Source organism: Streptomyces purpurascens (genome assembly GCF_045040895.1).
Lineage (GTDB): Bacteria > Actinomycetota > Actinomycetes > Streptomycetales > Streptomycetaceae > Streptomyces > Streptomyces purpurascens.
Map to the genome: position 1 here is coordinate 4,660,421 of NZ_CP108341.1, position 14,284 is coordinate 4,674,704.

The 14,284-nt window shown below is 68.8% G+C and carries 11 protein-coding genes and 2 tRNA genes; 7 read left to right on the forward strand and 6 right to left on the reverse strand.

All coding sequences use genetic code 11. The features are described 5' to 3' along the window. The first annotated feature begins 8 nt into the window (after positions 1–8). The 3 genes from gyrA to OHU35_RS21245 all read left to right on the forward strand — a co-directional run bounded on the left by gyrA (position 9) and on the right by OHU35_RS21245 (position 3,646). Positions 9–2,603 carry a DNA gyrase subunit A gene (gene gyrA, locus OHU35_RS21235; protein ID WP_189727177.1) on the forward strand — a complete coding sequence of 865 codons (2,595 nt, stop codon included), beginning with the start codon at positions 9–11 and terminating at the stop codon, positions 2,601–2,603. A gap of 18 nt (positions 2,604–2,621) precedes the next feature. Further along, positions 2,622–3,455 (forward strand): DUF3566 domain-containing protein, encoded by an 834-nt coding sequence (locus OHU35_RS21240; protein ID WP_189727176.1) that lies wholly within the window; start codon positions 2,622–2,624, stop codon positions 3,453–3,455. Positions 3,456–3,569: 114 nt separating this feature from the next. Further along, a tRNA-Ile gene (locus OHU35_RS21245) sits at positions 3,570–3,646 on the forward strand. 153 nt (positions 3,647–3,799) lie between these two features. Here the strand turns inward: OHU35_RS21245 and OHU35_RS21250 are convergent. Next, positions 3,800–4,165, reverse strand: a complete 366-nt coding sequence (locus OHU35_RS21250; protein ID WP_189727175.1) for a DUF6344 domain-containing protein — start codon at positions 4,163–4,165, stop codon at positions 3,800–3,802. Between the two features lie 337 nt (positions 4,166–4,502). Here OHU35_RS21250 and OHU35_RS21255 point away from each other — a divergent pair, with 337 nt between their 5' ends. Next, on the forward strand, positions 4,503–4,631 hold the full coding sequence (locus tag OHU35_RS21255) for a DLW-39 family protein (RefSeq protein WP_003999697.1): 129 nt from the start codon (positions 4,503–4,505) through the stop codon (positions 4,629–4,631). A gap of 195 nt (positions 4,632–4,826) precedes the next feature. Beyond that, positions 4,827–6,122 (forward strand): hypothetical protein, encoded by a 1,296-nt coding sequence (locus tag OHU35_RS21260; RefSeq protein ID WP_405506376.1) that lies wholly within the window; start codon positions 4,827–4,829, stop codon positions 6,120–6,122. 55 nt (positions 6,123–6,177) lie between these two features. Here OHU35_RS21260 and OHU35_RS21265 read toward each other — a convergent pair whose 3' ends face one another. Both OHU35_RS21265 and OHU35_RS21270 read right to left on the reverse strand, forming a co-directional pair. After that, complete coding sequence (locus tag OHU35_RS21265) at positions 6,178–7,674, reverse strand: protein kinase domain-containing protein (RefSeq protein ID WP_405506378.1); 1,497 nt, start codon at positions 7,672–7,674, stop codon at positions 6,178–6,180. Between the two features lie 272 nt (positions 7,675–7,946). Continuing rightward, entirely contained in the window at positions 7,947–8,495 is a 549-nt protein-coding gene (locus OHU35_RS21270; protein ID WP_189727172.1) for a DNA-binding protein, read from the reverse strand. Between the two features lie 181 nt (positions 8,496–8,676). On the opposite strand from OHU35_RS21270, the gene OHU35_RS21275 reads away from it, so the two are divergent. Then, positions 8,677–8,749: transfer RNA gene (locus OHU35_RS21275), tRNA-Ala, on the forward strand. Positions 8,750–8,820: 71 nt separating this feature from the next. Here the strand turns inward: OHU35_RS21275 and OHU35_RS21280 are convergent. From OHU35_RS21280 to OHU35_RS21290, 3 genes are all read right to left on the reverse strand, one after another. Next, on the reverse strand, positions 8,821–10,119 hold the full coding sequence (locus tag OHU35_RS21280) for an MFS transporter (RefSeq protein ID WP_359891238.1): 1,299 nt from the start codon (positions 10,117–10,119) through the stop codon (positions 8,821–8,823). 145 nt (positions 10,120–10,264) lie between these two features. Next, positions 10,265–10,996, reverse strand: a complete 732-nt coding sequence (locus tag OHU35_RS21285; RefSeq protein ID WP_359891235.1) for a 2OG-Fe(II) oxygenase — start codon at positions 10,994–10,996, stop codon at positions 10,265–10,267. Positions 10,997–11,036: 40 nt separating this feature from the next. Continuing rightward, entirely contained in the window at positions 11,037–12,656 is a 1,620-nt protein-coding gene (locus OHU35_RS21290) for an ABC-F family ATP-binding cassette domain-containing protein (protein WP_405506381.1), read from the reverse strand. Between the two features lie 574 nt (positions 12,657–13,230). Here OHU35_RS21290 and OHU35_RS21295 point away from each other — a divergent pair. Then, positions 13,231–14,235 carry a ThiF family adenylyltransferase gene (locus OHU35_RS21295; protein WP_405506383.1) on the forward strand — a complete coding sequence of 335 codons (1,005 nt, stop codon included), beginning with the start codon at positions 13,231–13,233 and terminating at the stop codon, positions 14,233–14,235. Positions 14,236–14,284: the final 49 nt, after the last annotated feature.

The following is a 14,284-nucleotide window of genomic DNA, read 5'->3' on the forward strand; positions in this document are numbered from 1 at the left end:
CACCAGCAATGACCGACGAGAACACTCCCGTGACGACGCCCGAGGGTGACGCCTTGGCCATGCGCGTCGAGCCCGTCGGGCTCGAGACGGAGATGCAGCGCTCGTATCTCGACTACGCGATGTCCGTCATCGTCTCGCGTGCGCTTCCGGACGTCCGCGACGGCCTCAAGCCCGTCCACCGCCGTGTGCTGTACGCCATGTACGACGGCGGCTACCGCCCCGAGCGCGGCTTCTACAAGTGCGCCCGTGTCGTCGGCGACGTCATGGGCAACTACCACCCGCACGGCGACTCCTCGATCTACGACGCGCTCGTGCGCCTCGCGCAGTCCTGGTCGATGCGCATGCCGCTCGTGGACTCCAACGGCAACTTCGGCTCTCCGGGCAACGACCCGGCCGCGGCCATGCGGTACACCGAGTGCAAGATGGCGCCGCTGTCGATGGAGATGGTCCGTGACATCGACGAGGAGACCGTCGACTTCACGGACAACTACGACGGCCGCTCCCAGGAGCCGACCGTCCTGCCGGCCCGCTTCCCGAACCTGCTGATCAACGGCTCGGCCGGTATCGCGGTCGGCATGGCGACCAACATCCCGCCGCACAACCTCCGCGAGGTCGCGGCCGGCGCCCAGTGGTACCTGGAGAACCCCGAGGCCTCGCACGAGGAGCTCCTGGACGCGCTGCTGGAGCGCATCAAGGGCCCCGACTTCCCGACCGGCGCGCTCGTCGTCGGCCGCAAGGGCATCGAGGAGGCGTACCGCACCGGCCGCGGCTCCATCACCATGCGCGCGGTCATCGAGGTCGAGGAGATCCAGAACCGCCAGTGCCTGGTGGTGACGGAACTGCCGTACCAGGTGAACCCGGACAACCTCGCCCAGAAGATCGCCGACCTGGTGAAGGACGGCAAGATCGGCGGCATCGCCGACGTCCGCGACGAGACGTCCTCGCGCACGGGCCAGCGCCTGGTCATCGTGCTGAAGCGTGACGCGGTCGCCAAGGTCGTCCTGAACAACCTGTACAAGCACACCGACCTGCAGACGAACTTCGGCGCCAACATGCTGGCGCTGGTGGACGGCGTGCCGCGCACGCTCTCGCTCGACGCGTTCATCCGCCACTGGGTGACGCACCAGATCGAGGTCATCGTCCGCCGTACGCGCTTCCGGCTGCGCAAGGCCGAGGAGCGGGCGCACATCCTGCGCGGTCTGCTGAAGGCCCTGGACGCCATCGACGAGGTCATCGCGCTGATCCGGCGCAGTGACACCGTCGAGATCGCGCGCCACGGCCTGATGGACCTCCTGGAGATCGACGAGATCCAGGCCAACGCCATCCTCGAGATGCAGCTGCGCCGGCTCGCCGCCCTGGAGCGCCAGAAGATCGTCCAGGAGCACGACGAGCTCCAGGCGAAGATCAACGAGTACAACGAGATCCTCGCCAGCCCGGTCCGCCAGCGCGGGATCGTCAGCGAGGAGCTGGCCGCGATCGTCGAGAAGTTCGGCGACGACCGCCAGACGAAGCTGATCCCGTACGAGGGCGACATGTCCATCGAGGACCTGATCGCCGAGGAGGACATCGTCGTCACGGTCACCCGGGGTGGCTACATCAAGCGCACCAAGACCGACGACTACCGGGCCCAGAAGCGCGGCGGCAAGGGCGTGCGCGGCACGAAGCTCAAGGAAGACGACATCGTCGACCACTTCTTCGTGTCCACCACGCACCACTGGCTGCTGTTCTTCACGAACAAGGGCCGCGTCTACCGCGTCAAGGGCTACGAGCTGCCCGACGCCGGCCGGGACGCGCGCGGCCAGCACGTCGCGAACCTGCTCGCCTTCCAGCCGGACGAGGCGATCGCCGAGATCCTGGCGATCCGCAACTACGAGGCGGTTCCCTACCTCGTTCTCGCCACCAAGGCCGGGCTGGTGAAGAAGACGCCTCTGAAGGATTACGATTCGCCCCGTTCCGGCGGTGTGATCGCCATCAACCTCCGTGAGCAGGAGGACGGTTCGGACGACGAACTGATCGGAGCCGAGCTGGTCTCGGCAGACGATGATCTGCTTCTGATCAGCAAGAAGGCCCAATCGATCAGGTTCACCGCGTCGGACGAAACTCTGCGACCCATGGGCCGTGCCACCTCGGGTGTCAAGGGCATGAGCTTCCGCGAGAGCGACGAGCTGCTCTCGATGAATGTTGTTCGACCCGGTACGTTCGTGTTCACTGCCACAGACGGCGGGTACGCGAAGCGGACCAACGTCGACGAGTACCGCGTCCAGGGTCGCGGCGGCCTCGGCATCAAGGCCGCCAAGATCGTCGAGGACCGTGGCTCCCTCGTCGGCGCGCTGGTGGTCGAGGAGACCGACGAGATCCTCGCCATCACGCTGTCGGGCGGTGTGATTCGTACGCGAGTCAACGAGATCAGGGAAACCGGCCGTGACACCATGGGCGTCCAACTGATCAATCTGGGCAAGCGCGATGCCGTGGTCGGCATCGCTCGCAACGCCGAGGCGGGACGCGAGGCGGAAGAGGTCGACGGCGACATCGTCGTCGACGAGACCGCCGAAGGCGCCGCGACCACCGGCACGGACGAGGGTGAGGCGCCCTCGTCTGAGTAGCACGAGGAGTGAGTCAGCGTGAGCGGAGCCACGGGCGCCGGACCGAGCGGTACCTCGAGGGGTACGGACACGGACGACGGCGGCCGTGGCTCCGCCGCGCGTGCGGCTGACCCGCACACGACCAACCTGAAGGCGGTCAAGCCGACCGCGAAGGACGACTCGCCCTCGCCTGACACGCATGGATCCCAGGGGGGAACTGTGACGGACACCCGAGGTCCGCAGACCCAGCAGCACAGCGCTGGAGCGGGCCCGGCCGCATCCGGCGCCCAGCCACAACCGCAGCCTCAGGGGGCCGCGCAGGAGCAGGGCACCTCGCACACGGCCTCCCCGCTGCCGGGAGAACGGCAGGCACAGCAGCAGGCCGGGCCGTACCACCCGCCGCAGGCCTATCCGGCGCAGCAGGCGGCGGCCGGTGCCGGCGCCGGTGCTTCCGCCGGTGCCGTACGGCGCCCCCGCACGGGAGCGGCCCGCACCGTGCCCCGTGTCCGCAAGGCGCGGCTGCGGGTGTCGAAGGCCGACCCCTGGTCGGTGATGAAGGTCAGCTTCCTGCTCTCCATCGCGCTGGGCATCTGCACGATCGTCGCGTCCGCCGTGCTGTGGATGGTGATGGACGCGATGGGCGTCTTCTCGACGGTCGGCGGCACGATCTCGGAGGCGACCGGCTCGAACGAGTCCAACGGCTTCGACCTGCAGGCTTTCCTGTCGCTGCCCAACGTCCTGATGTTCACGTCGGTCATCGCGGTCATCGACGTCGTCCTGGCGACGGCCCTCGCGACCCTCGGCGCGTTCATCTACAACCTGTCCGCGGGCTTCGTCGGCGGTGTGGAGCTGACGCTCGCCGAGGACGAGTGACACGAACCCTTTGACATGGTTTGACGTTGTCCCGACAACCGATTTTGGGACTGCCCATGTCGTGCGCTAATCTTCAGGAGTCAGCGCGCGGGACACACCCCCGCACAGCGCGGCGGGGCTATAGCTCAGTTGGTTAGAGCGCATCCCTGATAAGGATGAGGCCACAGGTTCAAATCCTGTTAGCCCCACCAGCATGATGAACCCCCAACCGGTAGCGGTTGGGGGTTTTCTGCGTCCCGGGGACCAGGTCATGGGGGTCAGAGCGACGGGACATGAGGAAGCCCGGCGGCTCTGTCGAGCTGCCGGGCCTGTACGCGGGGTCGCCGTTCGGATGAGCCGGGGGATCAGCGCTGCAGGGGAGCGAAATAGTCCGCCGTAGGGTCTGAGTCCGCGTCCGTGTCCTCGTCGGTGCGGTCGTCGGCGGATGATGCCGTCGCGTCCGTGAGCGGGCGGTGGCGGCAGCGGGGGGTCTTGCCGTGGGCCTCGGCCCGGATGCGCTGTTTCATCGTGGGGGGCAATGCCTTGGCCTGGGACGCGGGAGATGTCGCCGACGCCGTTCGCTGGTGCGGGATGCGCTCGCTGTTGCGCTCCGGCTCGGTCTGGAGTACCGCCGGGGCGGTGGTCCTGGTGACGAATCCGAGCGTCGTGCACAGCGCCAGGAAGGCGGTGACGATGGCGGTCCACAGCTTCATGACCTTGTTCCGGGCCATGGCCCCTCACTTTCGGGTCGGGCGATTTGCGTACTTTCCTCATGATGTGTATGGGGGTCGAGAAGTGGTGGACCGACGCCCGTGGCGCGGCGATGTTCCGATGAACACCACTCGGATGGACGCAAGAGGGGTGAAAATGTAGGGAGAGAGGAGAAAAGCGCCCGAAGTAACCGTCCGTCGGGGTGTGATCACCCTCCGATCGGAGCGGTGAACTCCGCTTCTATCCCGGTCCACCGGACGGGAGTTGAGGTCCGACTCAGGTCACCGATCGGTATCGGTCGGTGTGTATAGTCGGGCGCCAGAGGTCCCCTACGTCAACGAAAGACGAGGTCGCGCGGTGAAGAAGCTTCTCCTGGTCGCACTGGCCGCCATCGGCGGGCTCCTCGTGTACCGCCAGATCCAGGCGGATCGCGCCGAGCAGGATCTGTGGACGGAGGCGACTGACTCCGTGCCCACGGGTTCGTGAGTCACGACATCCCCGAGCACACCCCGGCCGCCTCGCGGTCGGGGTTTTGTGTGTCCTGGGGCCGGCCGTACGGGCAGGATGGGCCACGGCTCGCGGATTCATGGTCCTGAGGTCCGGTGACATGAGGGGTGGCGCGTGAGGGGACGGTGTCGTACGGGGTGGGGGCGTGCGGGCGCGTGGCGTGGTCGTCCGCCGGTGGCCGTGCGCCTGGGGGTCGTGGGGGTGGTGCTGGGCGCGACGGCTGCCGTGGCGCCGGGCCCGGCCGCCGTGGCCGCCGCCGGGGCCTCCGGTGCGGCCGTGACGCCGAGCCCGTACGCCTTCGCCGACGGTGCCCGGAGCATCGAGGGAGCGAGGAGCACCGCGGACGCCGTGATCCTGAAGCCCGGCACGGCCTACAAGAGCTCGCTCCCGAGCAGCGGCAAGGTCAGCTACAGCATCGAACTCGACGCCGTGTCGAACGCGTACGTGTCCGTCACCGCCGCCCCCTCCCCCGACAGCACCGTCTCCGTCATCGACGGGCTGCGGGTGTCCATGCAGGACGCCGAGGGCAATTCCTGCTCCGTCGACACCGCGAGCTTCGGCGCCGCCCGTAGTCCGCACCCGATCGCGGCCTGGGGCATGCGCGAGATCTCGCCCGCCAAGCCCCTGTGCCGGAAGGCCGGCACCTATTACGTGTCCGTCGAGCGGGTCGACCCGAAGGGCGAGGGCTCCTCGCCGGACGCCTGGGACCTGGAGCTCCTCGCCATGACGGAGCCGCGGACGGCGAAGGCGGGGGCGACCAGCGCGCCCGAGGTGTGGGACTCCGCCACTCCCCAGCCGCTCCAGGGGGAGGCCGAGCGTCGCCGGGGCGGGGCGGGATTCGCCGTGGCGACCCCTCTCGACCAGGGCGTCTGGCGGGACGACATCCGGCCCGGACAGACGGTCTTCTACGAGGTGCCGGTCGACTGGGGACGGCAGCTCCACGTCACCGCCGAGCTGGGCAGCACGGACGCCGGCGGCACCGGCTACACGCCCGGCGCCCTGGACCTGGCCCTCTACAACCCCGCCCGCGGTCACGTCGCCGACGTGAGTGTCGGCTACGACGGCGACCAGAAGTCCGGCAGCCTGCCTCCCCTGCCGCCGGTCGACCACGCCAACCGCAATGCCGCCGTCGGCCAGGTCGGCGCCATGCGCTTCGCCGGCTCCTACTACCTCGTCGCGCATCTCGCGGAGAGCGTGGCCGACAGCTTCGGCGACGGGCCGTTCAAGATGACACTGCGCGTCCGGGTGAGCGGAGCGGCGAAGAGCGGGCCCGAGTACGCGGGGGAGTCCCGGCCCGCGGGCGTCTTCGAGGTCTCGGACCAGGAGCGTCAGGCGGCGGCGGAGGGCGTGGCCGGGGGCGACGACACCGCGATGAGGGCGGTCGCCGTGGGCGGGATCGGCACCGGGAGCGCGCTGCTGGTGGGGCTAGGGGTGTGGACCGTGGTGGCGCGGCGGAGGAGCGCCGTGTAGCGCTGGGCCGGGCCAAGGGGCGGGACTGAGGGCCCGCGCGGGCTCGGATGCGGGCTCAGATGCGGGTCAGGGCCCAGAAGCCGACGGCGTAGCAGGCCAGGGCGAGCAGCAGGAGCGGGACCGCCACCTTGGCCGGAGGGCCGGGGCGGCGGCGCGGCCGTTCCGCGCGATGCCGTGAAGCGGCCCGGGCGGGCGGTGGGGCCTGCGGGGACTGGTGCGGGACCTGGGCGGTGTACGAGGCCGTGGAGGCGTCGGTGCGGTGGTGCGCCGCGGGGGGCAGGGGCTGACCGGGGTAGCCCGTGTGGCTGGAGTACGCCGGTGGGAGCGGCTGGGAGGTGTGCAGCCGGTGCGTGGTGTCGTAGGGGGAGACGGGGGTCTCCGGCTGGTACGGGGCGTGCGCCTGTGCCTCGTGGGGCCGGCCGTCGGGCGCGGGGGAGGAGGTGCCGGTGGCCTGCGGGGGCGGCAGGTGGAAACTGCCGGTGTCCGACATGGAGGCCGGCTGAGGCCGAGCAGGGGTGGACGGGGTGGCTGACGGGTCGGTGTCCTGGCGGGGGCCGGGCTGTACGGCCCCGGGGCCCGGGACCGACCAGGCCTGGCCGTTGTCGTCCGACGGTGCCTCGTCCGGCCCCGAGGCGGACGGCTCTTCCCTCCGGCCCAGTCCCCGCGCTCGCTCCAGCGGGCCCGCGGGGGCGAACCCCGGGGGAAGCGGGCCGAGTTGGTCGAAGATCTCGATCAGCTCGTCGTCCGGGCCGGGCTCCGGGAGGAGCTCCGCGGCGGCGGCCAGCGCCTTGCGCGCCCCCGTGGCCGTACGGAACCGCGCCTGCGGGTCCGGCTGCAGCAGCGTGGCCACCACCTGCCACAGCGGCTCCGGAATGCCCTGGGGCGCACCGGGCGTCCCGTGCTCGGCGAAGTACTGGATGAGCGCCTTGCTGTCCGGCTTGGCCCCCTCCAGCAGGTACAGCGCGACCAGTCCTACGGCGAACAGGTCGGCGGGGAAGTCGGGTTCGGCGCCCATCAGCTGCTCGGGCGCGAGATAGCCGGGCGTTCCCACGACGAGGTTGGTCTCCGTCAGGCGGGGCTCGCCCAGCCGCATCGCGATGCCGAAGTCGGACAGCCGCAGCCGCGGCCGGCCGGTGCCGGTGGCCTCCAGCAGCACGTTGGCGGGTTTGACGTCACGGTGCACGACGTCCTCCGCGTGCACTGCGGCCAGCCCCGCCAGCAGCTGGTCGAGCAGGGTGCAGACGAAGGCCGGCGGGACGGGGCCGTAGTCCCCGACGAGGTGGACCAGGGAACCGCCTGCGACCAGGTCCATGGTGAACAGGACCTTGTCGTCGTCGGCCGCCCAGCTGGAGGGGGCGAGCACATGGGGGTGGTCGATCCGCAGGGCCTGTTCGCGGACGAAGCGCAGCAGCGAGTGCGCGTCGCTCTGGAGCAGGACCTTGGCGGCCACGTAGCGGCGGCGGCGGTGGTCCCAGGCGCGCCAGACGGCACCGACCCCTCCGCGCCCGATCGGGTCGACCAGTTCGTACCGGCCGGCGAAGACCTCACCCATGGCTGTACGTCGCTCCTCCCCCTGCGGCTTCCCCCCTTGCCTCCCCCTCGACGAGCACTGCGACTCCCCGACGAGCGAGACGACTCCCCCGATGAGTGATACGAATCCCCCGTTGAGCGGGAGAACCCGCTCGCGCCGATCGGTCCCCCGTGCGTGACACGCCCCCTCGTGCCCGCCCGTACCGTGCGTTGTCCCCCGTCACGCCGATCAGCGTCCCCCGTCAGATCACCCGCGTCGGCTGCCGAACCCCCTTCGGCGGCCGGGCGGTGTGATCAGCTCTGGTGGGACTGGTAGTGCGCGACCGCGTCCGAGGTGCGGCCGGCGCCGTACACCCGGAGGAACTCTGCCAGTTCCGGGTGGGTCGGGGCGAGGGTCTCCGCGGCCTCGATGATGTCGCCCGCCGCCGCGACCGAGCGCAGCAGCGACTGGATCTCCCGGACCACGCGCTTGACCGTGGGCGCTCCCGAACTGGTCGTCGTCTGCGTGGTGTTGCTCAGCACCGAACCCCCCTGTGACTTCTTGATCTCCTCCATGCGCTCAGTGGCCTCGGCCGCGCTCACGCTGCCGTCCGCGACCTGCCCCGCCAGGTCCTGCAGCAACTGCACGCGCTGCACGACGGCCGGGTTGCCGATCTTCGCCCGCTGCCCGCTCATCAGCTGCGACAGCATCGGTGCGGACAGTCCCAGAACCCCCGCGAGACGAGCCTGGTTGAGACCAAGATCGTCGATGAGCCTACGGAAGAGCGCCCCCAACGGCTCCCCGTACCAGTTCCGCTGCAGTTCCCGCGCTCTTGCGGTGGCTTCCTGCTGTGCGGCGTCCATTGCGTCTCCCCATCGCTTCCCCATGTACGGCGGTTCGCGGTAGCGAACCACGCCGAGCATCTTACGGAGAGTGGTCGGCGACGGGGACCCCCAATCCTTTTGCGGAATCACGGGGGTGACCCGGTACTCTGGTCTCCGACGCCCGCCGGGACATGCTTCGTCCGGGCGGATGTCCCCTTCCGGGGCCTTAGCTCAGTTGGTAGAGCGCTGTCTTTGCATGGCAGATGTCAGGGGTTCGACTCCCCTAGGCTCCACTTGATCAGACCCCTCTGACCTGCGAAAACGCAGGCAGGGGGGTCTTTCTCGTGCCGGTCGGCGCATCGGGTCAGGCGGTGCTCACGGGTTCGGCCTCGTTCACGTCGTACGTGCCGAGGTGACGGTTGAAGACGACCCAGGCGATGGAGGTCGCGAGACCGCAGGACGCGATGACCAGGGCCGTGGTGGGACTGAGGAACTGGGAGACGGTGCCGCCCACGATCGCGCCGACGGGTTCGAAGCCCAGTGTCGTGAAGCGCATCGCGGAGGTGACCTGACCGATCATGTGCGTCGGCGTCACCATCTGCTTGATCGTCTCGCTCATGACCAGGTTCACGACGATGGCGAAGCTCCACAGGAACATCCCGGCGGCCACGGCCAGGAACCTCAGGAGGGAGGAGTCCAGCAGTTCGGAGCCGGGGACGAGGAAGGCGCCCACGGTGGGCACGACCAGGGACAGGACGTAGAGCAGCCGGGTCCGCACCCTGCTCATGAACGAGGAAGCGGCTGTCGCGGACAGCACACCGCCGAGGCCGCCGGCCGCGCTCGCGAGGCCGACGAGGAGGGGGCTGAAGCCCAACTCCTTGACCACATAGAAGGTGTAGACGGCGAAGAACATCGCGGTGAAGAAGTTGAAGTGGGCCGCGGAGACGATCACCGGTCGCAGCACGGGGTGGGAGAAGGCCCAGGTGAAGCCGGTCAGCGCGCCCTTGACCGACTCCTGCTCCGTGTCCTCCTGCTCGGCATCCTCGTCGGCGGCGTCCTGCCCGGCCTCTTGCGCGGTGGTCTCCTCGCCCTTCTTCGTGCTGCCTCCGGACCCGAGCAGCAGCACCGTGCTCGCGACGTAGCTGCAGACATCGGCGACCAGGGCCATGGGCGCGCCCAGTGCCTGGACCAGGAGCCCTCCCAGGCCCGGTCCCGCGACCTCGCTGACCGCGGTGCTGCCCTCCATATACGAGTTGATCTTGGGGAGTTGGCGGCGGTCGAACGTCAGCACCATGTGCGAGGACAGCGCGGAGTCGTACAGGAGGGTGAGGGCGCCGACCAGGAAGACGGTCGTGAAGAGCAGGGGGATGCTCAGCATGTCCAGCGCGTAGGCCACCGGGATCATCCCGATCAGCAGCAGACGCAGGATGTTCGCCGTCACCATGACCGACCTGCGCGGGTAGCGGTCGGCGGTCATGCCCACCCACAGCCCCAGGAGCAGCACGGCCAGCGACTCGGCACTGCCGAGCAGGCCCATCTCGAACGCGGAGGCGTCGAGGGTTCCCAGGGCGAGCAGCGGGATGATGACCACGCTGGCCTGGGTACCGAACAGGGACACGGTCTGGGCAGTCCACAGGTTTCTGAAACTGCTGTCTTTGAGCACGTCTGGACTCCTGGCGGCACGCCGGTAGATCTGATGAGAGCGGTGCGGACGTCACCGCACGGCCCTGCCTGTGGCGGCCAGAGCCGTGCGGGGATCAACAACCGGCCGCCGGAGGCTCGTTGGGGCCGTCGTCTGTGAGCGGCCGCTACTTGGCCGTGCCGAAGTGTACGGCGATGGAGTAGCGCACCCAGGACTGCGAGCGGATCCCGCACACGCTGTGGTGGTATCCGGGGTTGATCCGCAGGAGCGCCACGCGTCCCTGCTCGGGCTGCGTGGCCAGGGCGGCGCCGCTGGGCGCCTCCACCACGAGTTCACCGCCGTCGCCCGCGGCCCACCCGGGGGAGAGGAAGAAGACGAGGCCGAAGCGCCGGTCGTCGAAGGTGTCGGAGTGGCGGCGCAGATAGTGGCCGGCCTCGTACTTGGCGATGTCGGCCGAGCGGAAGGACACCCGCTCGCCGAAGGCCTCCGAGAACGCGTCGGCCACGTCGGTGCTCTTGAGCGCGGAGATGAAGGCGCGGATGCCCAGGGCGGACCGGGGGATGTCACGCAGACAGCCGCTGCGCGAGAAGCGCCGTTCGGGGGCGGCCTCGGCGAACTCCTCGGCGTCGCACGGCTTCACGTTGTCATCGGGAGTGAGCAGCCAGTGCTCCGTGGCCCAGGTCGGCAAGGCGGCCAGCTCGGAGACGAGGGGGTGTGTCATGTCCGCAGGCATCAGGGGCAGGCTGGTGGCCGGAGCGTCGCTTCCTGGCCGCAGCCGGCCGAGTGCTTCCGCCACGGGGGCCGCGGTCAGCATGTCGATCGTCTTGCCGTGGAAGGCGATCGCGGCGTCCCTGCTCATGTGGTCCATGACGGAAGCGGTCTGCGCCGAGTCCTGCATCTTGCCTCTCCTTCGGTCGGTAGGGGGCCACGCCAAGGGATCAGCGGGCCCTGGTCACCCGGTTCTCGTCCCACACCGGTTCCTGCGTCTGCACCACCTCGCCGTCGGAGCGGAAGAGGAGGTAGCGGTTGAAGGAGCTCGCGAGCCAGCGGTCGTGGGTGACCACGACGACCGTGCCGTTGAACTCCTCGATGGCCTGCTGCAGGGCCTCGGCCGAGACCAGGTCGAGGTTGTCCGTCGGTTCGTCGAGCAGGAGCAGCGTCGCGCCGCCGAGTTCCAGGAGCAGGATCTGGAACCGGGCCTGCTGTCCTCCGGAGAGCGTTTCGAAGCGCTGGTCCGCCGCGGCCGCCAGTTCGTACCGCGAGAGCATGCCCGCGGCGGCCCCGCGGTCCAGGCCCTCGCGGATGCCTTCACCGCGGCCCATGATCTCCACGAGCGTCTTGCCCACCCACTCCGGGTGCTGGTGGGTCTGGGTGAAGAAGCCGGGTACGACCCGTGCGCCCAGCCGCCAGGAGCCCGCGTGGTCGACGTCGAGGCCGGCCAGCAGCTTCAGCAGGTGGCTCTTGCCGGAGCCGTTCGACCCCAGCACCGCGACCCGGTCTCCCAGGTAGATCTCCAGGTCGAACGGCTTCATGAGCCCGGTCAGTTCCAGTCGCTCACAGGTGATGACGCGGGTTCCGGTACGGCCTCCCGTCAGACGCGGGACCACACGCTGCTCCCGGGGCAGCTCGGGCGGCCGGCCGGCTTCCTCGTACTTGCGCAGCCGGGTCTGGGCGGCGCGGTAGCGGGGCGCCATGGCGGCGCTGATCTTCGCCTGTTCGCCGAGGGTGTGCACCAGGTCCTTGAGTCGTACGTGCTCCTCGTCCCACCGGCGGTGCAGCTCGACCAGCCGTTCGCGCCGCGCCTGGCGGGCTTCCTTCCATCCGGTGAAGGAGCCGCCGTGCACCCAGGTGCCGCGGCCTTCGAGAGCGACGACCTTCGTGGCGACGTTGCCCAGCAGGGCCCGGTCGTGGCTGACCAGCAGTACGGCCTTGTCGGTGGTACGCAGCTGCTCTTCCAGCCACCGCTTGCCCGGGACGTCCAGGTAGTTGTCCGGCTCGTCGAGGATGAGCACCTGCTCGCGCCCGCGCAGCAGCGCCTCCAGGACGAGGCGCTTCTGCTCGCCACCGGAGAGGGTGTTGACGTCGCGGAAGCGGGCGCGGTCGAAGGGCATGCCGAGTGCCGCGGTGGTCACCACGTCCCACAGCACTTCGATCTCGTAGCCGCCGGCCTCGCCCCAGGTGCTCAGCGCCTCGGCGTACCGCATCTGCGTGGCCTCGTCGTCGCGCTCCATCAGCTCGAGTTCGAGGGCGTCGATGTCCGCCGCGGCCGCGGCGATCCGCTCGGGGGCTGCGGCCAGCAGCAGATCGCGCACGGTGGACTCATCACGCACCGAACCGATGAACTGCGGCATCATCGCCAGGCCGCCCTGCACGTGGACGGTGCCGGCACGCGGCTTGAGCCGCTTCCCCGCGACGTTGACCAGGGTGCTCTTCCCCGCGCCGTTGTGGCCGATCAGGGCCGCGACCTCCCCTGCCCCCACGGAGAAGCTGACGTCTTCGAACAGTGTTCGCCCGTCGGCGAGATTGCACCGGACACTGTTGAATTCAAGGAATCCCATGATTCTGAGCTTCGTTCTCTCGCTTTGGAAGATGCGCTGCGTGCGGCGCGGAATTTAACGCTCCGGTTTTAGGTGGTCCGCCCAAAGGGTCCACTACCCCTCCCCGGTGGCACTTCAATCCCCCCGCATCAATCCCCCCGTAGCGCGGCGTCAAAGGCGTTCACGCGTTTCACGGATCCTGCCTGGCCAGATCCCTGAACACAAGAGGAAGAAATGTCCGTGTTGAAGGCATTGAGCATGCTTTGCGGTGAAAAATAAATCTGGATGAGAGATGCTTGACAAGCGCCTGTCCGAATGGTGAAGCTTCCTGACGTCAGAGCAATTCAGTTCCGCTGCACATGAGGAGCGACAGTGAACGAGAACGTTGCTGAGTCCGCAATTCAGGTTGCCTCGCAGGAGCAGGATGACATCTTCTTTATCGAGGAGATGGACGTGGCCGACGCCGCTCAGGTGATGGTCCACCGCTGTTGACAGTGTGAGCGGGAGTGCGGCCCCGGTGAAACGGGGCCGCACTCCCGCTCCGTGCATCCCTGAGTGGTATCCGCTTCCTGCCTCGAGGATGTGTTCGCGCGCTATGCGTGTATGGCTGAACCCGGCCTGGCAACTGGAATCGGCCGACGGCACGGTGACGTTCCAGGGCGAGAAGAAGAAATACGTCCTCGATGACAGCAAGGGCACCGTCAGCCGGCTGCTGGAAGCCCTCGAAGGCGGCTGCGACAACGAAGCCCTCGAAGCGCTGACGCGCCGTGACTCCGCATGCGAGGGCCTCGTCGGAGCCTTACGGAAACGCGGCCTTCTCATCGAGTCGCCCTCGGGACCCGCGGGCGACGACAGCCTCCATGCCCGGCAGTGGGGGCATCTGGCCCTGCACACACAACGCCCTGACGAGGCACAACGCCGCATCTGCGGCGCCAAGGTCATGGTCATGGGCGTCGGTGGCACCGGCAGTGTGATCCTCCAGCACCTCATCGGAGCCGGCGTCAGGCGCTTCGTCCTCGTCGATGCCGACAAGGTGCAGCTGAACAATCTGAACCGCCAGTTCACCTTCCCCAGGGCAGCCGTGGGCGAACCCAAACTGGACGCGGCCCGCACCTATGTCAGAGACCGTGTACCGGACGCCGACATCTCGCTCGTCGACCGGTTCGTCCGCTCGTCCGCAGAAATCGGCGAAGTCCTGGAAGCGCATGCGGACGTCGATGTCATCGCCGTGTGCATCGACCAGCCGATCGGCAGCATCTCCGATGCCGTGGCCGAATCTGCCTGGGGCCGGAATATACCGTCCATATTCGGCGGTGTGGGCATGCAGCGGGGCTTCTACGGGCCGCTCTTCGCACCGGGGAGATCAACCGTCACTCCCGAGCAGCTCTCCTTTCCGGTGCGCACCGACGCCGCGCCGGAGAATGATGCCGGGAATCTTCGGAGCACGCGCTATTCCTTCGGCCCCAACAACACCATCATCGGTGCCTGGATGGCCGCTGCCATCATTCATCACCTTGCGGGAATCACCGAGCTCGTCGAATACGACGTGCGGAAAATCATTGACTTCGAAACCGGTCATATCATCGCCCAGGCCCAATAAGCGGGCGCTCGGCATGCTGTGGTGAAGGATTGAGCGGCTGTACCTCGCC

What these genes read in the sequence shown, in the direction of transcription:
- OHU35_RS21250 (WP_189727175.1), bottom strand. Translation starts at nt 4,165, where the DNA reads ATGGCCCGGAACAAGGTCATGAAGCTGTGGACCGCCATCGTCACCGCC.
- OHU35_RS21270 (WP_189727172.1), bottom strand. Translation starts at nt 8,495, where the DNA reads ATGGACGCCGCACAGCAGGAAGCCACCGCAAGAGCGCGGGAACTGCAG.
- OHU35_RS21290 (WP_405506381.1), bottom strand. Translation starts at nt 12,656, where the DNA reads ATGGGATTCCTTGAATTCAACAGTGTCCGGTGCAATCTCGCCGACGGG.
- OHU35_RS21265 (WP_405506378.1), bottom strand. Translation starts at nt 7,674, where the DNA reads ATGGGTGAGGTCTTCGCCGGCCGGTACGAACTGGTCGACCCGATCGGG.
- OHU35_RS21285 (WP_359891235.1), bottom strand. Translation starts at nt 10,996, where the DNA reads ATGCAGGACTCGGCGCAGACCGCTTCCGTCATGGACCACATGAGCAGG.
- gyrA (WP_189727177.1), top strand. Translation starts at nt 9, where the DNA reads ATGACCGACGAGAACACTCCCGTGACGACGCCCGAGGGTGACGCCTTG.
- OHU35_RS21295 (WP_405506383.1), top strand. Translation starts at nt 13,231, where the DNA reads ATGCGTGTATGGCTGAACCCGGCCTGGCAACTGGAATCGGCCGACGGC.